We start from the raw sequence: 21,112 nt of genomic DNA on the forward strand, positions 1-21,112 counted from the left end.
TCCGGCCTTGCCGCGGGTTGTGCATCGCACGGCCCGGGTTGCTGTGCGGGTGACGCCGGGGCAGCGGCGGCGGTGTTTCGGGCTGCTGCGCTCGGCTGGTGACGTGTGGGCGTGTGTGTTGGAGGTCAACGCGTGGCGCCGCCGCCGCGGCGGCGCGCCGCTGGTGGGCTATCAGCAGTTGTGTCGGGAGCTGTCCGGGTCGGGGCCGGGCACGTTCGCCGACCTGGATTCCGTCGGCGCCCGTTCGGTGTTGCGCCGGTTTTCGGATGCGTGGTTCGCGGCGGCGAAGCGCCGCACCGCCGGTGACCTGTCGGCCCGGTTTCCGCGTCGGCGGCGGGGGTTGGTGCCGGTGCGTTGGTATCACGGCACGTTCACCCTCGACGGCCGGCGGGTGCGGATCCCGACCGCCAGAGGCACTGCGCCGTTGTGGGTGCGTCTGGCCAGGGAGGTGCCGTATCCGGTCGAGCAGGTCCGGTCGGTCACGCTGCTGTGTGAGGGTGGCCGGCTGTTCCTCGACGTGACCGCCGAGGTGCCGGTGACGGTCTACCCGCCTGGTGAACAACCGGATCCGGGCCGGGTGGCCGGGGTGGATCTCGGGATCATCCACCCGTACGCGGTGGCCGGCCCCGACGGGGAGGGGTTGTTGGTGTCGGGGCGGGCGATCCGCGCCGAGCATCGCATGCACCTCGCCGACACCAAGGCCCGCCGCCGCGGCGTGGCCCGGCGGGCGCCGAAGCCGGGTGAGAAGGGGCCGCGGCGGTGGCGCAAGTACCGGCGTCGGGCACGCCTGGTGGAGGGCCGGCATCGGCGGCGGGTGCGTCAGGCCCAGCACGAGGCCGCCCGCAGCGTCGTCTCCTGGGCGGTGGAGCAGCGGGTGGGTGTGTTGCACGTGGGTGACCCGCGCGGGGTGCTCGACATTGCGGCGGGGCGGCGGCACCACCTGCGGTTGCGGCAGTGGCAGATCGGCCGGCTCCTGCAGGTCCTCACCGACAAGCCCACCCTCGCCGGGATCACCGTCCACCTGGTCGACGAACGCGGCACCTCGTCGACCTGCCCCGCCTGCGGAAGGCGGGTACCGAAACCCCGCGGCCGGACCTTGTCCTGCCGGCACTGCGCGTTCTCCGGGCACCGCGACCTCGTCGTGGCCGCCAGCATCGCCACCCGCACCCCGGGCGGCGGACCCACCACCCTGGCAACGGTTGGGCTGCCGGAGGTGGTCACGCACCGTCGAGCCGGCCGGCACCTTCCCGCTACCGGCCGGTCCCGACGTGACCCCCGCCGCCCACGGGCGGCGCGAGGATCAGTTGGCCCGCGGAGGCCCGCCCCACCACCCGGTGGGGAGTCGCTCGCCCACGAGGCGAGGATCCACAACACCCACCGCAAACCCGGTGAACGTTAGTGGACACCGCACTAGGCACCTGTTGCGCGACGATGAACCCGGGCACTGACGGTTGCGAACGAGCGGGCGCAGGCTTGAGCAGCGAGCAGATGGTGCCGCCGCACCAGCCCATCACCGTGTCTCGTCAGGGTATGGCCGGCGTGTGGCGCCGGTCTAACGGCCTGGTTGAAACAGCTCAATCAGGTTGCCGGAGGGGTCGGCCAGCAGGATCTGACGCCCACCGGGGCCGGAAACCACGTCACTGCGGAACGACAGTCCGGCGCCCCGGTGCCGGTCGATCTCGGCATCCAGATCGTCGACGGTGAGGTGGATGCGGTTGCGGCCGGGAGTCGTGGCGTCCTTGGGCGTCGCGCGGGCGCCTGAGCTGGCGGACCCGGACAGCAGCAGCCGCAGCGGACCGCGGACCACGTCAGCGAAGGCGGGCCCGGCGTTGGTGCTCAGTTGAAAGCCGAGGTGAGTGGTGTAGAAGTCGACGGCTGCCTGGACGTCGTCAACCAGGTAGCGGACGCTGGCGTACTGGTCGGGTCCGGTCATGGCTTGATCCTCCTTGACTCATGGGCGGGCGGGTAGCGAGGACGGGTAGCAGATGGCGGATGCGGGTATCGATGTCGGCCGTGGTGCGAATAAGGGCCGGGTAACTGGCCTGGTCGCTGTCGCCGGCCAGGGCGGGGTCAGGGATGCTCCAGTGAATGCGGCGATGGTGATCGTCGAACTCGGGGCAGACCTCGCGGGCCTTGTCGCACAGGGTGATCACGTAGTTGAATCGGCGGCCGGTAAGGGTGTCCAGGTGGCGGGGCCGCTGATCGGCGATGTCGATGCCCCACTGGTCGCGCAGCGCCCGCACGCTGTTGGGATGCACTTGCGGCCTGGGTCGGCTGCCGGCGCTGCTGACCTCCACCTGTCCGGCGGTGTGGTGGCGTAGCAGGGCTTCGGCGATCGGTGAGCGGGCGCTGTTACCAGTGCATACAAACAGCACGGCGAGGCCGGGCAACCGCCGCTGATGGGCCGGCGGGGCCAGCGTGGCGCTGTCCAAGCGCAGGGCCGGGTGCAGGGTGGCGCCGGTGCTGGCCAGCGCTTGGGCGCAGCGGTCCAGATCCAGGTGGTAGTAGCTGTCGCGGCCGTCGAAGCTGCTCTGCGTGGCGGTGACCAGGCCGCCGTTACGCAGCAGCCGCAAATGGTAGGAGACCAGGTTCTGCGGCTGGCCGATCCGCGCGACCAGCTCGCGGACCCGCAGGTCGCTGTCTGTCGGCGCTCACGGAATTCCCCGGGGCTGCGCTCATGTAATTCCCCAGGTGGTGGCCCTCGGGTGTAGTTCTACTTGGTGGTCTGGGTGGTTGTCGAGCCTGGGCGGCCGGGTCGTTTGTTGGGGCGGTAGCTGGGTCCGTTCATGAAGACCTGGTGGCTGGTGTTGATGAGCCGGTCGAGCAGTGATTCCGCGACGACCGGGTTCGGGAACAGCGGATACCAGTCGGCGGGTGACCGGTTCGAGGTGGCGATCAGCGACCGTCCGGCCTGGGCGCGTTCGGAGATCAGTTCGTAGAGGTCGTCGGCTTGTTGGGCGGTGAGTTCCCGCATCGCGAAGTCGTCGAGGATGAGTAGTGCCGGTCGGGTGAGCTCGGCGAGGCGGCGGGGCCAGGTCCGGTCGGCGTGTCCGCCGGCGAGGTCGGCGAGAGCGCGGCTGGTTTTGAGGAACCGGACGTCGGCGCCGCGGCGGACGGCGAGGTGGCCGAGGGCTTGCGCGACATGGGTTTTCCCGACGCCGACGGGGCCGTGGAGCACGACTGATTCGCCGGCTTGCAGCCAGCGCAGGGCGGCGAGGTCGCGGATCTGCGCGGCGGGCAGTTTCGGGCTGGTGTGAAAGTCGAACTCTTCCAGGGTGGTGGCCTGCTCGAAACGGGCGCGGCGCAGCCGTCGTTGGATGCTCATGGTGTCGCGGCGGGTGATTTCGTCGTGGCAGAGGACTTGCAGGAAGTCCAGGTGCCCGAGTTCCCCGGCCTGGGCTTGAGCGAGGCGGGCGTCGAGGGTGTGCAGCATGCCGGACAGTTTCAACGCGCGCAGGCTGTCGTGTAGGGCGGTGTCGACGACGGTCACGAGGTCTCCTTGCTCTGGTAGAGAAAACGGCCCAGGGCGGCCATCAGGTCCGCCCAGTCGGTGCCGGCGGGGCGGGGGAAACCGTTGCGCTGCAACACATCGGCGATGTCGAACAGCAGTCCGTAGGTGAACCGGGGATCGTTGCTGCCGGGTGCGGGCAGCGGATAGGCCGGCTGCTGCGGTGTGCTGGTGGTGGTGGTGTCGGTCATGCCAGCACCGCCGTCGCGCCCTCTGACAGCTCGTCGTCGCCAGGACCGTCAGGGCGCCGGTTCGTGGTGGCCGGGTCCGCGTCGGGCGTGGCGTTCGTGGTGGGCAGGGCGATGACGTTCGCGAACAGCTGCGAAGGGCCGTGCAGGTGGGCTGCGGCGCCGCCGTCACCGGTGGCCGCCGGTGGCGGGTCGGTCTCGGCGCCGGCGATCAGGATTCCCTTGACGGTGCGATAGGAGGGGTCACCCACCGCGATCGCCTTGCCGCAGGCGGCTTCCAGCCGGGCGGGGCTGTGTTTACCGGCCAGACCGAGCACGCCTTGCGCGGCGCGCAGCCGGAACAGGGCGTTGACCTGCAGCAGATCGTCGATGACCTGCCGGCAGGCGGGGCCGATCTCGGCCGCTCGGGTGCGGCACCAGGTCGGCGTGCGCATCGCGAAGGCGATCTTCTCCGGCGGGTAGTGACTCAGATCGGTCTGCTTGCCCTGCGGTTTACGGCCGTGTGTCGCGATCAGCTGCCCTTGGTGGAAGAACTGCACCACCAACGGCGTCGATCGGGCGTCGACGCGCTGACCCAGATATCGCCACGGGATCGAGTAGATCGTCTTACCGACCTTGGCGTGGATGTCCGGCCCGACCATCGCCGTCGACCACGTCGCGAGGACGAACGCCTTGGTAGGCAATGGTTGTAGCGTCTCGGCCTCGAGCGCGGCGAACACCGAGGCCGGCGCGGCGCCGGACAACGGCCGACACGCCCGCGCTCCGGCGACGTCGCGAGACCAGGCCAGCGCCGCGGACTGCATCTGGGCCAGGGAGGTGAACTCGCGGCCCCGCCAGAACGAGTCACGGACATACGGCATCGGCCGCTCGACGCGGGCCTTGTCCCGCGGCTTGCGGGACCGGGCCGGGTCGACCAGCGCCCCGTAATGGGCGGCCAGTTCGGCATACGAGCGGTTTATCTTCGGGTCGTAGAGGCCGGGGCGGTCCACCCCGGTGCGCAGGTTGTCCGGAACCAGCCGGCGCGGCACCCCGCCGAAGAACGCGAACGCCTCGACGTGTGCGGCGGTCCACGCGGCCTGGTCCATGACGAGCACCGGCCGCACGAACATGTGCCGCGAACACGCCAGGACCATCACGAACGCCCACACCCGCCGGCGCAGCCCGGTCGCCGGGTCGGCCCAGTAGCCCAGATGCCCGTAGTCGATCTGGGCTTCCTCACCGGGCGGGGTGTCGGCCTCGTCGCGCAGCACCACGACCTGGTCGCGGCGCACCTGTTCAGGCAGGTTCGCGGCCACATACCGCTTCAGCGACGCCACGCTGGCGGTCAAGCCGTGTTCGTCACGCAGCCGCTGATGGATCGTCGCCTGCGTCACCCCGGCCTTGAGCATCTCGACGATGTAATCGTGATGCACGCCGATCGCAGGCCACGTCACCTGCCGCAGCCTGGTATCGGCCAGCTGCGGGAACCAGCGCAGCACCAGCGCAGCCCAGTCCTGCTGGGCCATCACCGGCCCGCCCGGTGTCAGCCCCGCCGCTACCGCCGGCGCCAGATACTTACGGATCGTCTTGCGATCCACACCCAGTGACACGGCCACCTCGCTGATCGAGCGGCCCGCATACCAGTGGATGAAGATCTCGGTCACATCGACCACGTCGAACGTTCTCCTCGCCATCGACTCCCTCACCCGTCGCCCGGACGAGGGAGGACTCTGCATGATCGCGAGGACCCACACCTACGGCACGCTCGTCATCCCCATGGGGAATTACGTGAGCGACCGGGTGGGGAATTACGTGAGCGGCAGACCGCTACAGCTGGGGAATTCCGTGAGCGCCGACACGCTGTCGGCGAGTTCGGTCAGTAGCCGCCACCGCAGCGGGTGGGCGGCCAGCCGTACGAACGCTGGGGCGGCTTGGCTCGACGCAGCCATGAACCGGAGAATACATCAAACTCATTTGATCGACTATCCGGCGGAGAGGTTGGGCGGTTCCGGATCTTGTTCGCCTAGACCGAGCTGGCGAATCGAATCGCGATGCGCGGCGAGTTCGCCGGTGCCTGCGAGTACTACGAACAGGCGATAGCGGTCGTCACCGAGGTCGGTGCCAACGAGGATGTCGTGTCGATGCGAGCTCGCGCGCTGGAGCGGCGACGCGGAGCAGGCACACCGGCAGCTCGACGTCGCGACACCCGATGCTGGGCGATGACGCCAAGCGGGCATACGTCCGCGCAGTGGCACATGACCTGCTCGGCTACCTTGCCGAGGATCTCGACGAGGCTCGCGAACACCGCATCGCGGCCTTCCGGACGGCGACCGAGACGGGGCAAGCCCCTGATCGCCCAGGTGCTCGTCGGGGTCGCGGACCTGGCGCTGCGCCGCGACCAGCCCGAGCGGGAAGCACGGCTGCTCGGGGCGAGCGCCGGCGTGCGCGGACTGCCGGATCGTTCCCACCCGGATGTGGCCCGGATCGAGCGGGCAGCACGAAGCCGCCTCGGCGACACGGGGTTCGCCGAGGCGGCACTGGAAGGCACCCAGACGAGCTGGAGTCAGCTAATCGAGGTGACGCTCGCTTCTTGAACGTGGAACGCGCCCCCTGACCGCCACGACGGGCGTGCCACCGGATCCGGAAAGGACCCGGTGGCACAGCGGCGTAGGTTGACATCCCGTCAGGCGGCGTCGAGGGCCTTGGTGATCTTGTGGATCATGTCGGCCACGATGGGGCTGGGCTGGCCGTGGTGGGTGGCGGATCCGATTGCGGTGATGACGGTGCTGCGGAAGTTGTCGGCCTCTTCCGGAGCCTGCTCCTTGAGCAGGCTCATGACCGCCGTCAAGGCCGGCAGCACGCGGTCGGCGATCTTGGCCACGGACTTGCCGTTCAATTCCTTGCCCTTGGGATACTCGGCGAGCACGTGCCCGACCAGGCCGGTGGCCGAGCCCAGCGCGATGCTGCCATTGGTGGCGATCTTGTGGGGTGAGCCGCCGGCGGCACCAGCGGCGGACAACAGCGTGACGGCGCCGTACGCGGCAATCCGCAGCGTGGTCTTGTCCTGGTCGGAAAGGGTGATGGACATGGTTATGCACTCCCTAAATCTGGTACGAATTTCGCTTAACGGACGGATGGGGAATGTGGGTCTTACTGGTGCCCGGGGTAGGCGACCGCGCTGGCGTCCGGCAACAGCACCACGGCCGGTCCGCCGCTGCCCGACCGATGCACGAAAATGCGGCGGCCGTCGATCTCCTGGGACCCTCCGGGCGGAGGCGTGAGCTGAGTTGAGGAAGCGCTGTCTTCTGTCATGCGTCCACCATCGGCGCCAGGCCTGACACCGCCCCGCCACCGCCCTGACACGACCACTGACACGGTGATCCAATTGGTCGCGCCAGGCCAGGACGCCGCACGACTCTCAATGTCACGAGATGTTGATCTTAAAATCCTTGAGGCTGGCCCATCCCGGGTTCGGTCCGCACCGGCTGCGTGGCCGCGGCCCGGGCCAAGCCGTGACCGGGTCTTGACGCCGCGTCGGCGATTGGAGGCCTGATCTTCGTGCATGGCAAGATCTGTTGGGTGCAGATCGGGATGCTCGGACCGTTCGAGGTTCGCACGGACGACGGCAGCGTCGCCGACGTGCCGGGCGCGCGGCTGCGTGGGCTGTTGATCGCCCTTGCGCTCGAACCGGGTCGTGTGGTCCCGAAGGCGACGCTACTCGACTGGATCTGGGGTGAAAATCCGCCCGCCGACGCGACGAATGCCCTGCACCGCTTGGTTTCCCGGCTGCGAAAGGCGCTGCCGGAAGGGCTGATCGAGGGGCAGACGGACGGCTACCGGTTGACGGTGGAACCCGACGCCGTCGACGCGGTGCGCTTCGAACGCCTCGTGGGCCGGGCGCGCGACGGCGAGGGCCCGCAGCGGGTGCGGCGGCTGCGGGAGGCCCTCGCGTTGTGGCGCGGTGCGGCCATGCAGGACGTCGGTCTGCCCGACAGTGCGGCTTTCGACGCTGCGGTCAACCGGCTCGAGAGGCTGCACCTTACGGCCATGGAGGAGCGGTTCGACGCGGAGATCAGCCTTGGCCATGGTGCGGAGCTGGTCACGGAGCTGACCGACCTCGTGGCCGCGCACCCGGTGCGAGAACGGCTTGTCGGCGCGCTCATGCGGGCCCTCGTGGCGGCCGGTCGCGACACCGAGGCCCTGCTGGTGTACCAGCGTACGAGAGAGGCCTTGGCCGACGCGCTGGGCGTCGACCCCTCACCGGAGCTGTCCGCATTGCATGTCGCGCTGCTGCGCGGCGAGTCGGGACGGCGGGAGGAGAACCGGAACACCAACCTGCGGGCCGAGCTGACCAGCTACATCGGCAAGGACGCCGATGTGGCCGCGGTCGCCGAACTCGTCGCCGAGCACCGGCTCACCACCCTGATCGGTCCGGGCGGTTCGGGGAAGACGAGGCTGGCCACGGAAACCGGGCGCAATCTGCTCGGCGACCTGCCCGACGGGGCCTGGATGGTGGAGTTCGCGGCCATCGGCGCCGACGGCGACGTGGCGCAGGCCACGCTCGCCGCGCTCGGCCTCCGCGACGCACTGCTCGGTGAGGCGTCGAACCTGGAGCCGAGGGACCGGCTCATCGCCGCCATCCGCGAGCGGGAGATGCTGCTGATCCTGGACAACTGCGAGCACGTGATCGAGTCGGCGGCCGAGCTCGCCCATCGCATGCTAGGGGAGTGCCGGCGGCTGCGGATCCTGGCGACCAGCAGGGAACCACTCGGCATCACCGGTGAGGCGCTGTGGCCTGTCGCGCCGCTGGCCCTGCCGGACGGGAACGCCACCCCCGGCGAGATCGAGTCCGCGCCGGCCGTCCGGTTGCTTCTAGACCGGGCGCGCGCGGTGCGCAAGGATCTCGTGGTCGACGCCCACACGTTGGCGACCATGGCGCGCGTCTGCCGGGCGCTGGACGGGATGCCGCTGGCGATCGAACTGGCCGCGGCCAGGTTGCGCACCATGTCGATCGATCAGCTCGCGAACCGGCTCGACGACCGGTTCCGGCTGCTGACCGGCGGCAGCCGTACCGCCTTGCCACGGCACCGAACGCTGCGTGCGATGGTCGATTGGAGCTGGGAGCTGCTGACCGACGCCGAACGGGTGGTCCTGCGCAGGCTCTCGGTGTTCTCGGATGGGGCGAGCCTGGAAGCGGCCGAGCGGGTCTGCGCCGGCGACGCGGTCGAGTCGGAAGAGGTGCTCGAGTTGCTCACGGCGCTGACTGAGAAGTCGCTGCTGGTCGCCGCGGGTGACAGCGCACCGCGCTACCGGATGCTTGGCACGATCAAGGAGTACGCCGCGCAGCGTCTCGCCGAGGTGGGGGAGTCGGACCTGGCGCGCCACGCGCATCTGGCCTACTTCACCGAACTCACCGAGACCGCGGACCCGCACCTTCGCCGCGCTGAGCAGTTGACCTGGCTCGCCACGCTCGACGCCGAGCACGACAACATCAGTTCCGCGATGCGTGGTGCGCTCGCGGCCGGCGAGGCGCAGGCGGCGATGCGGCTCGCGGCGGGTACCGGCTGGTACTGGTGGCTCAGCGGGCACAGGGCCGAAGGCATGGAGCTGATCACCGCGGCCACCAACATCCCCGGCGAGGTGGGCGACGAGACCCGGGCCACCGTCTACGGGCTCGCCGTGACGTTCGCCAGCTCCGGGCGGGCCGCCGACGAAGACCAGGTGGCGGAGTGGATCCACAAGGCGTACCGGTTCGCCCAGCGCAGCCAGTCCCGCAACCCCGTGCTGGCCTTGGTCGTCCCGCTGGAACGCATGTTGCAGGCACCGGACGCGTTCCTGCCCGCGTGGGAATCATTGCTGGACAACGAGGACCCCTGGGTATGCGCGCTTGCCCGGCTGCACCTCGGCAAGTCACGGGTCATGCTGGGCCACGCCGGGCGGGACGCGGACGCGTACCTTGAGATGGCGCTCACCGAGTTTCGGACACTCGGCGAACGGTTCGGGATCTCGTTCGCCCTGACCGAGCTGGCGGACCGCATCGCCACGCGGGGCGAGTTCGCCGGTGCGTGCGAGTACTACGAACAGGCGGTCGAGGTTGTGACCGAGGTCGGTGCCATCGAGGACGTCATCCGGATGCGGTCGCGACAGGCTCAGCTGTACTGGCTGCTCGGTGATGAGGATGCCAGCGAGGCCGCAGTAGCCGAGGCGGAACGGTATGCCGAGAGGGTCACCTGGCCGGAGGCGCTGGCGGAGCTGGCCCTGTCGAAGGCGGAACTCGCTCGTTGGCGCGGCGACGCCGAGGAGGCTCACCGGCAACTCGATGTCGCAACGACCATGCTGGGGGACAGAGCGGAGAAGCTCCGCGCGGTGACGCACGACCTGCTGGGCTACCTCGCCGACGATCTAGACAAGGCCGGTGAATACCATGCCGCGGCCTACCGCGCGGCGGCCGAGGCGGGGCACGCGCCCATGATCGCGCAGGTCCTCGTCGGGGTAGCGGACCTGGCACTGCGCCGCGACCAGCCCGAGCAGGCCGCGCGGCTGCTAGCGGCGAGCAACGCCGTGCGCGGACTGTCGGATCGTTCGCTCCCGGACATGGCCCGGATCGAGCGGGCAGCACGAAGCCGCCTCGGCGACACGGGGTTCGCCGAGGCGGCTCGGGAGGGCACGGAGACGAGCTGGAGTCAGCTGGTCGAGGTCACGCTCGCTTCTTGAACGTGGAACGCGCCCACAGGTATCCGACGAGAGCAATCCCGACGCACCAGGCGACGGCGATGATCGCGTCGCTGGTGTCCGGTGCGCCGTTGAGCAACCCGCGCATGGTTTCGATGATCGGCGTGAAGGGCTGATACTCCGCGAACTGCCTGAGGCCCGGCCCCATCTTCTCCGCCGGGACGATCGCGCTGCTGAAGAACGGCAGCATGACCAGCGGCACGGCGGCCAGACCCGCCGTCTCTGGAGACTTTGCCGCCAGTCCCAAGGCGACCGTGAGCCAGCCGGCCGCGAATCCGAGCAGCACGATCATGCCGGCCACGCCGAGCCAGTCGAGGAGACTCGCCGACGGGCTGAATCCCAGCAGGAAGGCCACCCCGATGAGCGCCGCGATGGCGACCACGTTGGTCAGCACACTTGCGATGACGTGACCGGTCAGCACCGCACCACGGGAGACGTCCATCACCTTGAACCGGTTGATGATGCCCTTCGTCATGTCGGAGTTCACCGACGTCGCGGTGGCCCCCAGCCCGTAACAGACGGCCAGCAGGATCAGTCCCGGCGTCGCGTAGTCGATGTAGTCGACACCGACGTTGAAAGCGTCCCCGAACATGTACACGAACATCAACATGATGATGATCGGCATCAGGACCGCGTTGAAGACCGAGGTCGGGTTCCTGGCGATGTGCTTGAAGTTGCGACGCAACATCACCAACGAGTGGGACTGGGCGCTCATTTCGCGTCCACCTCCGTGGCGTGGCCCGTCAGGGCGAGGAAAACGTCGTCGAGGTCGGGCGTGTGCACGGAGCACTCCTCGGCACTGAGTGAGTGCTCATCGAGCCTGTCCAGCAGAGCCCGAAGCGATTTCGTGCCGCCGTCGCTGGGAACCCGCAAGGTCAGTGCCTCGTCGTCCCGCGTGGAGTCGGTGAGGACCCGCGCGGCCGCGTCGAGTTCGGCGGCGGTGGTGAACCGGAGCCGGACGTGGGTCCCGGGGATCTGGCGTTTGAGCTCGTCGGGAGTGCCCTGGGCGACCAGGCGGCCCTGATCGAGTACCGCGATGCGGTCGGCGAGCTGATCGGCTTCCTCGAGGTACTGGGTGGTGAGGAAAATGGTCACGCCGTCGGCGACCAGGGCACGGATGATCGACCACATCGTGCGGCGGCTGCGCGGGTCCAGTCCCGTCGTCGGCTCGTCCAGAAAGATGATCTTCGGGTTGCCGACGAGCGTCATCGCCAGGTCGAGCTTCCGGCGCATACCCCCGGAGTAGGTCGACGCGGACTTCTGCGCCGACTCCACCAGATCGAAGCGTTCCAGCAGCTCCGTGACGACCCGCTTGCCGTCGCCGGAGACCGCGCGGTTCAGATCCGCCATCAACTGCAGGTTCTCCTGCCCCGTCAGCAGCTCGTCCACCGCAGCGAACTGACCGGTGACTCCGATCGCCGCGCGCACCGCCTTCGCCTCGGTTGCGACATCATGGCCAGCGACGCGGACCGTGCCACCGTCGGCTTTCATCAACGTGGTCAGCACGTTCACCGTCGTCGTCTTACCCGCCCCGTTCGGGCCGAGTAGGGAGAACACCGTTCCCGCGCGGACATCAAGATCGATGCCGTCGAGCACGACCTTGTCCTTGTAGGCCTTTCGCAGTCCTGAGACCGCAATCGCTGAAGTTGTCATGCGGCCAACTATCGGGACCCGGCCTGTCACCCCCCTGACACGCCCCTGACACGACCACTGACAACGTGGTATGGGCGATTGACTTCCAGTTCGACGCGACCACTGACGGCCGTCCGATCAAGATCGCGAACGTGATCGACGAGGACACCCGGCAAGCCCTCGGCGGTCAGGTCGCCACCGGCGACGATCTCGTCGCCGAGCTCGGCCGCATCGCCGCCACGCGGGGGCGGTGGCCGGTGGCGATTCGTTGCGACAACGGCCTCGAGCTGATCTGCCAGGCCCTGCAGACGAGTGCGCCGGGCGGGCGGGGCTGTCGTTCATCGACCCCCGGCTGCCCGTGGCAGAACCCGTACGTCCCTCGCTGTCGAGCTCGTGCCGCAACGTTTGCCCTGCCCTCCAACGGCACTTTGAGGGCGGGCGGTCTGGGCTGATAGCTTCGTCGGTCGTGGACAGCGCTGATGACCTACAACTCGCGTTCGACACGTCGGATCTGGCGGCGGACCTCGCGCTCGCTTACTTCGAGTCTGGCGTTTCGGCAACGCTGAAGGCCGACGGCACACCAGTCACGGAAGCCGACCGGGCAGTCGAGCGATTGTTTCGCGAGACGTTGTCTGCGGCGAGGCCAGAAGATGCGCTCCTCGGCGAGGAACTTGGTCAACTCGGTGAGTCCGATCGGGTCTGGATCATCGACCCGGTTGACGGCACGTCGTTCTTCAGTCGGCGTGACCCGAACTGGCGAGTTCACATTGCGCTGGAGGTTGCCGGGAGCACTGAGATCTCGGTCGTCACCGCTCCTGCGCTGCGACGCTGCTGGTGGGCGACCCGAGGCGGCGGTTCTTTCGAGTCGTCCTGGCCACGCGAGGAGGCCGAATCGAAGGGCCTTGAAGTCAGCACCACTTCGATGTTGGCTGATGCTCGGCTCGATGCTCTGGACGACGCGTCCAGAGCCCGTCTCCCACCGAGCGCGGCCCGCGCACCGGCAAGCCCCCTCCCGCTCGTCGAGCTTGTTCGTGGCGAAATCGATGCCTTCTTGGTCGAGCGCTACCACATCTGGGATCACGCGCCATGGATTCTTCTCGTCGAGGAAGCGGGCGGCCGTTTCACCGATCGAACCGGAGGACATGCGGGCGATCAAGGCGGTGGCCTGTACTCCAACGCCAACTTGCACAGTCACTTGCTCACCGCGCTTCAATACGGCGCGCCCCTGACCGCCGGGACCAAGCGACCTCCGGCGGTGACAGTTGATGCGGCGCGGTCTCGGCGACGGGATGGCGTTCCGCGTCATGAGGTCAAGTGCGAGCCCAGGGGACGGGGGTGTGCGTCTGCGGCATATCGGGCGCTGACGGGATCCACGTACTCTCCGCTATCGCCGCGCCGACAATTATGAAGTCCTGCTGAGCCTGGCCTGCGCCGCCATCTGCCTACGGACACTCCACAATTCAAAGTGAAACGATCTCTAAAGCCTCTGGACCAGTAGACGGGGTCTGGTCACGTGCTGCTAGTACGTCGCCTACGTGATGGGTGACTCTCGTGGCAGTCTCCCATTCACGCTCCGACGGTTACCGGGACTGTTGATGGCGTCGGTGCCCGCGTCTTGGTTCTGTGTTGCTGACCAGTTGGCAAGCAGGCGTAGTCCGTCTTCGGAGGCGGTGCCCGGTTCGGTGCCGTAGGCGACCACGCTCAGGCCGTCGTCGGCGCCCAGTTCCAGCACTTCGAAGGTCAGGTGCAGCTCGCCGATGACCGGGTGTCGGAGGCAGGGGTGTCCGCACATGCCGCCGACGGCGCGAGGGCGGATAACCGTTGGAGGTCATGCCGCCGGGTCGGGCAGCATCGGGCGCATGATGCTTCTCGTTCCCTGCGACCCGCTGCGGCCGCGCCGTCCGGATGAGCATCTTGCGCCGGAGGCGCAAGCGGCTCGAGAAGCCGGCTTGACCGTTGCTGTGGTTGACCACGACGCGCTGGCCCGAGGCGATGACGCAGAGCGGGCGGTGGCGCCCGTGCCCAGCGGCGGCACGGCCATCTATCGAGGCTGGATGCTACGCAGCGAACGGTACGTCCGTTTCACGGACGTGCTCGCCAAGCGGGGCGTGACCGTCCGCACGACTGCCGAGCAATATCGGCGGGCGCACGAGTTGCCCGGCTGGTATCCCACGCTGGCGGCGGTCACGCCACGCTCGGCGTGGACTACGGGCGCAGACCGGGCGGACTTCGACGAGGCTCGGCTTGCTTTCGGTGCGGGCCCGGCCGTCGTGCGTGACTACGTGAAGTCGATGAAGCACTACTGGGACGAGGCTGCGTTCGTTGCGGACGTCGGAGATGGGGACGCCGCGTGGAAGGTCGCCAGCCGGTTGCGGCAGCTGCGGGAGGACGACTTCGTCGGCGGGTTCGTGCTGCGCGAATTCGAGCCGTTCACCTCCGCGGAGGTGCGGACCTGGTGGGTTCATGGCGGGTGCGTCCTGATCGGGTCGCACCCGGACACCCCACACGACCAACCGCCGGGTGAGATTGACCTGGGCTGGCTCACACCGCTGATCGGCGCATTGGGCCTGCCGTTCGTGACGGTGGACCTGGCGCTGCGCGCCGACGGCGTGTGGCGGGAGTCGAAGTGGGCGACGGGCAGGTCAGCGATCGGCCAATCAGCATCGAGCCAGCCGTGATCATCGCGGCAGTGGCTGGAAGATCCAGCTGAGCGGAAGCAACCACCCACAGAACTTCCCGGGATCGGCCTCACTCGATCGTTGACACGCCCCAGAGAAGTTGCTTGCCTCCTTACCCTAAGCGGTCCTGCTGCTATCGGTAACCCCGCTTGAGCAGGTACTTGGCTCCTGCCTCGAAGCCCTCGGGGCTGAGCAGTTCGAAGCCGAAGGCGTCGGCGAGCCGGTCGGTCGTGTTGAACGCGGCGCAGACCGCCAGCGCGTCCTCGACCTGCTGGCGTGAGACACCTGCGGACAGCACCTGCCGCATGTCCTCGGCGCCCACCTTTCCCTCCCGGGTCAGCTTGCCGAGCATCCGCAGCGTTGCCCGGAGCCCGTCCTCGACGGGGGCCGATTCCAGGTCGGCCAGCACCGCATGAACCTTCGCGCCGTCCTGGTACGCCTGCCCCGCCGTCGCGGTGTGCGCGCCGACGCAGAACGCAGACTCGTTTACCTTCGACACGAAGGCCGCCATGAGCTCTCGGTCAGCTACCGTCCAGGCGGAAGGCCCACGCATCGCCTCGTGGGTGAACTTCTTCGCCCGGGCGCCGTAGAAGCCGGGCCGGTAGAAAACCAGCTTGGCGGCGTCTGGTACTGGGTGCCCGGAGAACACCCGGATAAGCCCGAACAGCAACTTGGTCCCGGGGCCGTAACCGCGGTTGAGGATGTCAAGTCGCATTATCCGCCTCCCCGTTGACGGTTGCCTCCGCCAGGGCTGCCAGTCCCGCTTCATACAGCCGGGCGGACTGGCCGACCGCAGCGGATATCACCAGCTCGAAGAGCTGGTCCTCGCTGAAGCCCGATGCCTTTGCCGCAGCGAAGTCCGCGTCGGTGACCTGCGCCGGCCTCGTGGCGACCTTGCCGATCAGCGCGTGCAAGGGCGGGGGGATGTCGGCGTTGCTGAAGGCACGAGCTCGCTGCTCCGGAGATGCCCTGCCCTCTCCGTTCAGGACGCGATCCACCAGGGCTCGGTGCGCTGCTCGCTTCTTGTCCTCATCCGGCACGGCGCCCTCCGCCTCCTCTCCAGCTCGGCGATCTGCCCTCATGTACACAACGTCGGCGAGCGACACGCTAGGCAACGGGCCTCGGCGGCTTCGCCGAGTGGAGGCTGGGCAGCAGGCTCACCCGGCCGTCATTGCAGCAGGGTATTGGTCCCAGGTCCGGCCGTCTAGCTCGCGCCCGCCTGCTTTGGGAGTTGACCCGCCGATCTGCTTGAGGAAGAACGGGACACCGGCGGCGAGGCAGCGATCACAAATCTCCCGGACCCAGGTCGACGAACTCCTCCAGCCGCACTCGTCGACCTGAAAACCGAATTGGAGGACAAGTGATGACCAGCACCACGCGTACCGTCCAGGGCGACCGGATCTACATCCAGGCCACGCCGAAAGCGGTCTGGACGGCGATCACGGACCCGGAGTGGAGCGAGCGGTACGGCTACCGGTCGCCCGCCCACTACGAGCTGCGCCCCGGCGGCCGGTACCGCGGCCTCGCGAGCCCTGAGATGACGGCCGCGGGCGTGCCCGAGGTGGCCATCGAGGGCGAGGTCGTCGAGGTCGACCCGCCGCGCCGGCTGGTGCAGACCTGGCACCCAGTCTGGGGCTCGGAGGCCGCCGCCGAGCCGGCCACCCGCCTGACCTACGAGATCGACGAGACCAGCCCCGGCGTCACCCGGCTGACGGTGCTCCACGACGTCACCGACGCGCCCAGCGTGGAAGCGATGGTAGCCGGGGAGGTGCCCAACGCCGGCGGCGGCTGGAATGAGGTGCTCAGCGACCTCAAGACGCTGCTCGAGACTGGCAAGCCGCTGGCCTGCTGACCCGGGATCCGAGGAGACGGTGATGACGAGCAAATCTTCCGCCGTGTCCGACAACGCGGAACCGCTGGTCGCGCCGCCTTCCCTCGGCACCCTGGGCTGGATTCAGATGTCCGCGTTCATCGTCGCGGGCCTGCTCAGCGTTGCATACGCCGTCGGGTTGCGGCGGGTGCTGCGCCCCGGCCCGGCGGGCACCTGGGGACCATCGCTTTTCGGTGTCTTCGGCCTCGGCCTGATCGTGGGCGGAGCGTTCCGGCCGGACCCGGCGCTCAGCTTCCCGCCCGGCGCCCCCGAAGGCAACCCGGACCCGATGAGCTGGCACGGCATCGGGCACGCGATCGCCCCGCCGCTCGCCTTCACCGCCCTGGTGCTGGCCTGCTTCGTTGTGGTCCGCCGGGCCGTCATGATGCGGCAGCAGGGCTGGGCGGCCGACAGCGCGGCGACCGGAGTCGTCGCTTCGTGCTGGTGGCCTGGCCCGGCCAGGAGGGGCTCAGCGTACGACTCGCCGTCGCGGTCACCCTTGCCTTCGCCTGGACCACCACGCTGGCGCTCCGCCTGCTCTTGCCAGCCGGCTAACAGAACGATCTTCAGAGGGGTACCGGTCGTCGGCACCTGCTGCCGGTGAGGCCTGCAAGTGCCCCAGCTGATCGGATCCGTGGCTCTGTCCGACTCCCGAAGCCTGAACCAGGCGTCCCGATTCTCCCCCCGATATGCCCCCGAGACTATGAGCGACGGCGGGTAACGGTTGGACTCAGCGGGACCAGACAAGATCGGCCCCTGACCGCGTTTCTTCTGGTCAGGGCCGTTCTCGCACCTGGTGGTGGGTAGAGGATCGAACCTCTGTAGCTTTCGCGACGGTACGTCGCAGGCGATAGGCCCTGGACCCTGACCGGCTGGCCATGGTGATCGGCGCCTGGCTCGCCGCGCAACTCCTCGTGCCAGCGGCGGGAACACACCGGGCGATCGCCGTGGATGGCAAGACGTCGCGCGGCTCCTGGACCGGCGACACTATTGCCCGGCACGTCTTCGCCGCCGCAGAACCAGGCCACCGGTGTCGTGCTGGCCAGTACCGACGTCGCGGCAAGACCAACGAGGTCACCCGCTTCGCACCCCTGCTCGACCAGCTCGGCGACCTCGGCATGCTTGCGTGAGTTTCCCCGGATCGCAAGGCGCCGAGGCATGGGCAGGTCGGCGGCGCAGCTGTCGCCGAGAGTGCTCGGCAGGGGCAAATGCTTTGGCTCCCCGCCGACGTTCGTAGCCCCGTCGCCCCGTCGCGGCCTCGGTCGCCGTACAGCAGACAAGTACAGCAACGCACCGGACCGCTCGAACCTCCAACCAGCCAGCCGGGGCTTGTGGCCGGCGCACGAAACCGTCAGCGACCACCTCGCCCGCAATCCATAGGTTTAGGGTTCGAGTCCCTGGCGGCCCACTCCTCCGCAGGTCAGCGGCCCTGACCGGGATCGCTGTCGCCGCGATCAGGGCCGGTACAGCAGGGCCGCTACCAAACGCGGGGCGGTTCAGAGGCGGCCGTCCCGGTCTGGTGCGGTTGTAGTAGGTCGAACGGGGTGGGCAGTGGCAAGATTGCGCGATGGCCAACCTCATCTACTCGGCGATCGCCTCGCTCGATGGCTTCACCGCTGACGGCAACGGCGACTTCGACTGGGCGGCGCCCGACGAGGAGGTGCACGCCTTCGTCAACGACAAGGAACGGCCGGTAGGCACCTACCTTTACGGGCGCCGGATGTACGAGACGATGCTCTACTGGGAGACCGCCTCCGCCGGCGACGACCAGCCGGCCGTCGTGCGTGACTACGCGCGGATCTGGCAGGCGGCCGACAAGGTCGTCTACTCGTCGACGCTGGACGCGGTCTCCAGCGCGCGGACCCGGCTCGAGCGGGAGTTCGACCCGGACGCCGTCCGCCGGCTGAAAAAAGCCGCGAAGCGCGATGTCACCGTCGGGGGTCCGGGACTCGCGGCGCACGCGCTCGCGGCCGGCCTGGTGGACGAGTGCCACCTCTTCCTCAACCCCGTCGTGGTGGGCGGGGGGACGCGCGCGTTGTCCGCCGGTCTCCACCTTGAGCTGGAACTGCTGGAAGAGCGCCGGTTCCGCAACGGCGTGGTCTACCTGCGATACCGGGTCGGCTAGAGCCTGTACCGAACTCGTCGGCTGTGGTGCTTGATCTGGTCGGCTGTGTCGAGACGAGCGCCGCGCTGGGGCTGGTGCATCGCCGCGGGTGGGTGAAAATGACGGCATGCCGAGCCGTCTTGCCGTCATCGCCATCGACGCCATCCGACCACAACTGATCGCCGACTTTTGGTGCTCGGTTCTCGGCTGGCAGGTTGTTGATGAGGATGCTGAGGTGATCACCATCGCAGCCTCCGACCGTTCCTGGCCGATGATCGACGTGGTGGCTGTGCCAGAGGGCAAGGTGATCGAGAACCGGTTGCATTTCGACCTGCGTGCCGACGGCGTGTCCACCGCGGAGGAGCTTGACCGGTTGCTCACCCTCGGTGCACGACGCGTCGACGTGGGACAGCCCTCCGACGCGAGCTGGGTCGTGCTTGCTGATCCTGAAGGCAACGAGTTCTGCCTGCTATCACGTCCTGTGCAGGAGCTCTAGGACAGCTTTCAGTCAAGCGGGCTGGGGCAGATATCGAAGTCGGCCGAGCGGGTGCAGGTGTCGAAGTTGCGGCGCGTGTCGCCAGAGTGACCGGCGGATAGCCGCTGCTGGATCGATGGCCGGCCAGTGTGGTGAAATAGTGCGCACGTGACTCTCTCCAGGGCAGCGACGCCAGGCCCCGTGCGCGGCGTGGGGGTGGTGACAGCCAGGGAGACGGCGACATGTCCGGCGCGCAGTTGTACGACACCATTGGAGCCACTTATACCGTGACGCGGCGCACCGAGCCGCGGATCGCCGCAAGGGTCTGGGCTGCGCTCGGCGATGCGCGGACGGTTTTGAATGTCGGGGCTGGTACCGCCTCCTACGAGCCCGCCGACCGTGACGTCACCGCGGTGGAACCGTCGGCGCTCATGCGTGCGCAGCGCCCCGCAGGCGCAGCGCCGTGCGTGGCTGCCGCTGCGGAGAGCCTTCCGTTCGAGGACCAGTCCTTCGACGCAGCGATGGCTTTTGCCACCATCCATCACTGGCAGGACCCGATCGCGGGCCTGCGCGAGATGCGGCGCGTTGCTCGCAGCGTGGTGGTGTTCACGCACGACACCAGTGACACCGGATGGCTTCGTCGGTTCTGGCTTACTCGCGACTACCTTCCTGAAGTCGCGGACCTCCTTGTCGACCGGCCTTCGCTGACCGAGCTGGCCAGCGCGATCGGAGCCCGCGTGGAGCCGGTGCTCATCCCGTGGGACTGCGCTGACGGCTTCTTCGAGGCCTACTGGCGCCGGCCGGAGGAATACCTCGACGAGAACGTTCGTCGCGGGGTATCGGTCTGGGCCAGAGTCGGGCCGGACGCCGAGCAGAGGGCAGTGCACAGCCTCCGTGATGATCTCGCCTCAGGTCGGTGGGCAGAACGCAACCGCGACCTCGTCGATCTCGATGCAGCAGAGCTTGGCCTTCGCCTGCTGATCGCCTGAACCCGCCACATCCGGGTACGACTTCTCTGCCCGAAGCCATGGGCAGTCCAGGCCCCACTCGCATCGGTCAAACGGTTAGGGTGCATCACTGTTGGCTGATTAGCTAAGCGATCCTATGTGCTACGTTGTCGGTCGTGTCCTTGCTGCGTCTGGGTCCGGCTGCGGAGTACGTCGGTGTTCATCCTGTGACCCTGCGCCGGTGGGCGGATGAGGGAACGCGTGGCGGTGACGTGGGTCGGTCGGGAGCGTCGTTTCGACTCTTCCCTGCTCGACGTGTTTGTCGGACGCGTTGAGGCGGTACGGCCGCGCCGTGAGGCGTTGTATGTACGGGTGTCTGGTTCGACTGGCCAGGAGTCGTCGCTGGTGGCCCAGGAGGCAGAGTTGCGGGCTACGGCTGCCGGCGAGGTGGTGGCCGTGTTCAAGGACCGGGCGTCTGGGTTGCGGGAGAACCGGCCGGGACTTGCCCGGCTGCTGAAGGCAGCGGCGGCGGGCGGGTTTACGGTGGTGAGAGTGACGCACAGCGATCGGCTGGCCCGGTTCGGCGGCGCGTGGTTGACCGCTCTGCTTGCCCGTGATGGGGTGAGCGTCGAGGTGTTGCATGCGAAGGGTTCGGCCGGTGGGGTCGAGGAACTCTTGGATGATTTCATGTCCCTGGTGGCCACGTTCGCGGGCCGAATGTATGGGATCCGGTCTCGTGAGGCCAGGCGTCGGCTGCTGGCAGCCGCGGGTGGGGACGTTGGGTAGTGACGGGTTCCGTGCTGACGTCGACCGCGACGTGCACTGCGTACCGGGCGGTGTGTGGCGGTAAGCCCGACGCGCCCGGTGTGCAGGGGCCGGTGGTTGGGCGGATATTGGCCGAACGGGTGGGGTGGCTGGCGGACCTGGTTCGGGGCATGGCCGACGAGGTGATCGCTGCGCATTGGTCGGATGGGGACCTTGCGGTTCTTGCGGGTGGGG

At 68.5% G+C, this 21,112-nt stretch carries 23 protein-coding genes and 3 pseudogenes; 14 read left to right on the top strand and 12 right to left on the bottom strand.

The window, feature by feature from the left end:
* Nucleotides 1-49 precede the first annotated feature (49 nt).
* On the top strand, nucleotides 50-1,399 hold the full coding sequence (locus DKT69_RS04810; protein WP_255420180.1) for an RNA-guided endonuclease InsQ/TnpB family protein: 1,350 nt from the start codon (nucleotides 50-52) through the stop codon (nucleotides 1,397-1,399).
* A 153-nt stretch (nucleotides 1,400-1,552) separates the two neighbouring features.
* On the opposite strand, the gene DKT69_RS04815 is transcribed toward DKT69_RS04810, so the two are convergent.
* The 5 genes and pseudogenes from DKT69_RS04815 to istA form a co-directional block, all read right to left on the bottom strand.
* Entirely contained in the window at nucleotides 1,553-1,933 is a 381-nt protein-coding gene (locus DKT69_RS04815; protein WP_109800384.1) for a VOC family protein, read from the bottom strand.
* Nucleotides 1,890-2,633, bottom strand: coding sequence for an arsenate reductase/protein-tyrosine-phosphatase family protein (locus DKT69_RS04820; protein WP_109800385.1), 744 nt, complete (start codon nucleotides 2,631-2,633; stop codon nucleotides 1,890-1,892). The genes DKT69_RS04815 and DKT69_RS04820 overlap by 44 nt, the downstream gene beginning before the upstream one ends.
* Before the next feature lie 80 nt (nucleotides 2,634-2,713).
* On the bottom strand, nucleotides 2,714-3,490 hold the full coding sequence (gene istB, locus DKT69_RS04825) for an IS21-like element helper ATPase IstB (RefSeq protein WP_109800386.1): 777 nt from the start codon (nucleotides 3,488-3,490) through the stop codon (nucleotides 2,714-2,716).
* Nucleotides 3,487-3,699, bottom strand: a complete 213-nt coding sequence (locus tag DKT69_RS04830; protein ID WP_109800387.1) for a hypothetical protein — start codon at nucleotides 3,697-3,699, stop codon at nucleotides 3,487-3,489. The genes istB and DKT69_RS04830 overlap by 4 nt, the downstream gene beginning before the upstream one ends.
* Nucleotides 3,700-3,827: 128 nt before the next feature.
* Nucleotides 3,828-5,348: pseudogene (gene istA, locus DKT69_RS04835) on the bottom strand (IS21 family transposase); the annotation flags it as partial.
* Nucleotides 5,349-5,726: 378 nt separating this feature from the next.
* Here istA and DKT69_RS04845 point away from each other — a divergent pair.
* Complete coding sequence (locus DKT69_RS04845) at nucleotides 5,727-6,269, top strand: hypothetical protein (protein ID WP_201749490.1); 543 nt, start codon at nucleotides 5,727-5,729, stop codon at nucleotides 6,267-6,269.
* Nucleotides 6,270-6,358: 89 nt separating this feature from the next.
* On the opposite strand, the gene DKT69_RS04850 is transcribed toward DKT69_RS04845, so the two are convergent.
* Nucleotides 6,359-6,763 carry a hypothetical protein gene (locus DKT69_RS04850; protein WP_109800388.1) on the bottom strand — a complete coding sequence of 135 codons (405 nt, stop codon included), beginning with the start codon at nucleotides 6,761-6,763 and terminating at the stop codon, nucleotides 6,359-6,361.
* A gap of 491 nt (nucleotides 6,764-7,254) precedes the next feature.
* Between DKT69_RS04850 and DKT69_RS04860 the strand changes: the two genes are divergently transcribed.
* Nucleotides 7,255-10,389 (top strand): ATP-binding protein, encoded by a 3,135-nt coding sequence (locus DKT69_RS04860; RefSeq protein ID WP_109800401.1) that lies wholly within the window; start codon nucleotides 7,255-7,257, stop codon nucleotides 10,387-10,389.
* On the opposite strand, the gene DKT69_RS04865 is transcribed toward DKT69_RS04860, so the two are convergent.
* Nucleotides 10,373-11,122, bottom strand: coding sequence for an ABC transporter permease (locus DKT69_RS04865; RefSeq protein ID WP_109800389.1), 750 nt, complete (start codon nucleotides 11,120-11,122; stop codon nucleotides 10,373-10,375). The genes DKT69_RS04860 and DKT69_RS04865 overlap by 17 nt on opposite strands.
* Nucleotides 11,119-12,060, bottom strand: coding sequence for an ATP-binding cassette domain-containing protein (locus DKT69_RS04870; RefSeq protein ID WP_109800390.1), 942 nt, complete (start codon nucleotides 12,058-12,060; stop codon nucleotides 11,119-11,121). The genes DKT69_RS04865 and DKT69_RS04870 overlap by 4 nt, the downstream gene beginning before the upstream one ends.
* 65 nt (nucleotides 12,061-12,125) lie before the next feature.
* On the opposite strand from DKT69_RS04870, the gene DKT69_RS41345 reads away from it, so the two are divergent.
* Together DKT69_RS41345 and DKT69_RS04875 are read left to right on the top strand one after the other, a co-directional pair.
* Nucleotides 12,126-12,491: a transposase family protein gene (locus DKT69_RS41345; RefSeq protein WP_161557766.1), complete on the top strand. Its 366-nt coding sequence runs from the start codon at nucleotides 12,126-12,128 to the stop codon at nucleotides 12,489-12,491.
* Between the two features lie 14 nt (nucleotides 12,492-12,505).
* The gene (locus tag DKT69_RS04875; RefSeq protein WP_161557767.1) at nucleotides 12,506-13,447 is read left to right on the top strand and encodes an inositol monophosphatase family protein; all 942 of its coding nucleotides are present in this window, start codon (nucleotides 12,506-12,508) and stop codon (nucleotides 13,445-13,447) included.
* 123 nt (nucleotides 13,448-13,570) lie between these two features.
* On the opposite strand, the gene DKT69_RS38140 is transcribed toward DKT69_RS04875, so the two are convergent.
* Nucleotides 13,571-13,831, bottom strand: a complete 261-nt coding sequence (locus tag DKT69_RS38140; RefSeq protein WP_109800392.1) for an MmyB family transcriptional regulator — start codon at nucleotides 13,829-13,831, stop codon at nucleotides 13,571-13,573.
* A 67-nt stretch (nucleotides 13,832-13,898) separates the two neighbouring features.
* On the opposite strand from DKT69_RS38140, the gene DKT69_RS04885 reads away from it, so the two are divergent.
* Nucleotides 13,899-14,717, top strand: a complete 819-nt coding sequence (locus tag DKT69_RS04885; RefSeq protein ID WP_236647340.1) for an ATP-grasp domain-containing protein — start codon at nucleotides 13,899-13,901, stop codon at nucleotides 14,715-14,717.
* A 133-nt stretch (nucleotides 14,718-14,850) separates the two neighbouring features.
* On the opposite strand, the gene DKT69_RS04890 is transcribed toward DKT69_RS04885, so the two are convergent.
* The 3 genes and pseudogenes from DKT69_RS04890 to DKT69_RS04900 all read right to left on the bottom strand — a co-directional run.
* The gene (locus DKT69_RS04890; RefSeq protein WP_109800393.1) at nucleotides 14,851-15,432 is read right to left on the bottom strand and encodes a carboxymuconolactone decarboxylase family protein; all 582 of its coding nucleotides are present in this window, start codon (nucleotides 15,430-15,432) and stop codon (nucleotides 14,851-14,853) included.
* Nucleotides 15,422-15,757 (bottom strand): carboxymuconolactone decarboxylase family protein, encoded by a 336-nt coding sequence (locus tag DKT69_RS04895; RefSeq protein ID WP_109800402.1) that lies wholly within the window; start codon nucleotides 15,755-15,757, stop codon nucleotides 15,422-15,424. The genes DKT69_RS04890 and DKT69_RS04895 overlap by 11 nt, the downstream gene beginning before the upstream one ends.
* Before the next feature lie 117 nt (nucleotides 15,758-15,874).
* Nucleotides 15,875-16,015 (bottom strand): annotated as a pseudogene (locus DKT69_RS04900) (DUF5131 family protein); the annotation flags it as partial.
* A 65-nt stretch (nucleotides 16,016-16,080) separates the two neighbouring features.
* Here DKT69_RS04900 and DKT69_RS04905 point away from each other — a divergent pair.
* The 8 genes and pseudogenes from DKT69_RS04905 to DKT69_RS39500 all read left to right on the top strand — a co-directional run.
* Nucleotides 16,081-16,569: an SRPBCC domain-containing protein gene (locus tag DKT69_RS04905; RefSeq protein ID WP_109800394.1), complete on the top strand. Its 489-nt coding sequence runs from the start codon at nucleotides 16,081-16,083 to the stop codon at nucleotides 16,567-16,569.
* Nucleotides 16,570-16,591: 22 nt separating this feature from the next.
* Nucleotides 16,592-17,191, top strand: coding sequence for a DUF998 domain-containing protein (locus DKT69_RS04910; protein WP_161557768.1), 600 nt, complete (start codon nucleotides 16,592-16,594; stop codon nucleotides 17,189-17,191).
* Between the two features lie 274 nt (nucleotides 17,192-17,465).
* On the top strand, nucleotides 17,466-17,717 hold the full coding sequence (locus DKT69_RS04915) for a hypothetical protein (RefSeq protein ID WP_109800396.1): 252 nt from the start codon (nucleotides 17,466-17,468) through the stop codon (nucleotides 17,715-17,717).
* 437 nt (nucleotides 17,718-18,154) lie between these two features.
* The gene (locus DKT69_RS04920; RefSeq protein ID WP_109800397.1) at nucleotides 18,155-18,712 is read left to right on the top strand and encodes a dihydrofolate reductase family protein; all 558 of its coding nucleotides are present in this window, start codon (nucleotides 18,155-18,157) and stop codon (nucleotides 18,710-18,712) included.
* An 88-nt stretch (nucleotides 18,713-18,800) separates the two neighbouring features.
* Complete coding sequence (locus tag DKT69_RS04925; RefSeq protein ID WP_236647341.1) at nucleotides 18,801-19,187, top strand: VOC family protein; 387 nt, start codon at nucleotides 18,801-18,803, stop codon at nucleotides 19,185-19,187.
* A 227-nt stretch (nucleotides 19,188-19,414) separates the two neighbouring features.
* Nucleotides 19,415-20,155 (top strand): annotated as a pseudogene (locus DKT69_RS04930) (class I SAM-dependent methyltransferase); the annotation flags it as partial.
* Nucleotides 20,156-20,362: 207 nt separating this feature from the next.
* Nucleotides 20,363-20,899 (top strand): recombinase family protein, encoded by a 537-nt coding sequence (locus DKT69_RS04935; protein WP_201749491.1) that lies wholly within the window; start codon nucleotides 20,363-20,365, stop codon nucleotides 20,897-20,899.
* An 11-nt stretch (nucleotides 20,900-20,910) separates the two neighbouring features.
* The coding region (locus tag DKT69_RS39500; protein ID WP_236647323.1) for a hypothetical protein at nucleotides 20,911-21,112 on the top strand (202 nt) is incomplete at its 3' end.

Origin of the sequence: Micromonospora sicca (assembly GCF_003172935.1) — a bacterium.
GTDB lineage: Bacteria > Actinomycetota > Actinomycetes > Mycobacteriales > Micromonosporaceae > Micromonospora > Micromonospora sicca.

What these genes read in the sequence shown, in the direction of transcription:
- DKT69_RS38140 (WP_109800392.1), bottom strand. Translation starts at nt 13,831, where the DNA reads ATGTGCGGACACCCCTGCCTCCGACACCCGGTCATCGGCGAGCTGCAC.
- DKT69_RS04865 (WP_109800389.1), bottom strand. Translation starts at nt 11,122, where the DNA reads ATGAGCGCCCAGTCCCACTCGTTGGTGATGTTGCGTCGCAACTTCAAG.
- DKT69_RS04935 (WP_201749491.1), top strand. Translation starts at nt 20,363, where the DNA reads ATGAGGGAACGCGTGGCGGTGACGTGGGTCGGTCGGGAGCGTCGTTTC.
- DKT69_RS04885 (WP_236647340.1), top strand. Translation starts at nt 13,899, where the DNA reads ATGATGCTTCTCGTTCCCTGCGACCCGCTGCGGCCGCGCCGTCCGGAT.
- DKT69_RS04870 (WP_109800390.1), bottom strand. Translation starts at nt 12,060, where the DNA reads ATGACAACTTCAGCGATTGCGGTCTCAGGACTGCGAAAGGCCTACAAG.
- DKT69_RS04830 (WP_109800387.1), bottom strand. Translation starts at nt 3,699, where the DNA reads ATGACCGACACCACCACCACCAGCACACCGCAGCAGCCGGCCTATCCG.
- DKT69_RS04910 (WP_161557768.1), top strand. Translation starts at nt 16,592, where the DNA reads ATGACGAGCAAATCTTCCGCCGTGTCCGACAACGCGGAACCGCTGGTC.
- DKT69_RS04905 (WP_109800394.1), top strand. Translation starts at nt 16,081, where the DNA reads ATGACCAGCACCACGCGTACCGTCCAGGGCGACCGGATCTACATCCAG.
- DKT69_RS04920 (WP_109800397.1), top strand. Translation starts at nt 18,155, where the DNA reads ATGGCCAACCTCATCTACTCGGCGATCGCCTCGCTCGATGGCTTCACC.
- DKT69_RS04850 (WP_109800388.1), bottom strand. Translation starts at nt 6,763, where the DNA reads ATGTCCATCACCCTTTCCGACCAGGACAAGACCACGCTGCGGATTGCC.
- DKT69_RS04915 (WP_109800396.1), top strand. Translation starts at nt 17,466, where the DNA reads ATGGTGATCGGCGCCTGGCTCGCCGCGCAACTCCTCGTGCCAGCGGCG.
- DKT69_RS04845 (WP_201749490.1), top strand. Translation starts at nt 5,727, where the DNA reads ATGCGCGGCGAGTTCGCCGGTGCCTGCGAGTACTACGAACAGGCGATA.
- DKT69_RS04815 (WP_109800384.1), bottom strand. Translation starts at nt 1,933, where the DNA reads ATGACCGGACCCGACCAGTACGCCAGCGTCCGCTACCTGGTTGACGAC.
- DKT69_RS04890 (WP_109800393.1), bottom strand. Translation starts at nt 15,432, where the DNA reads ATGCGACTTGACATCCTCAACCGCGGTTACGGCCCCGGGACCAAGTTG.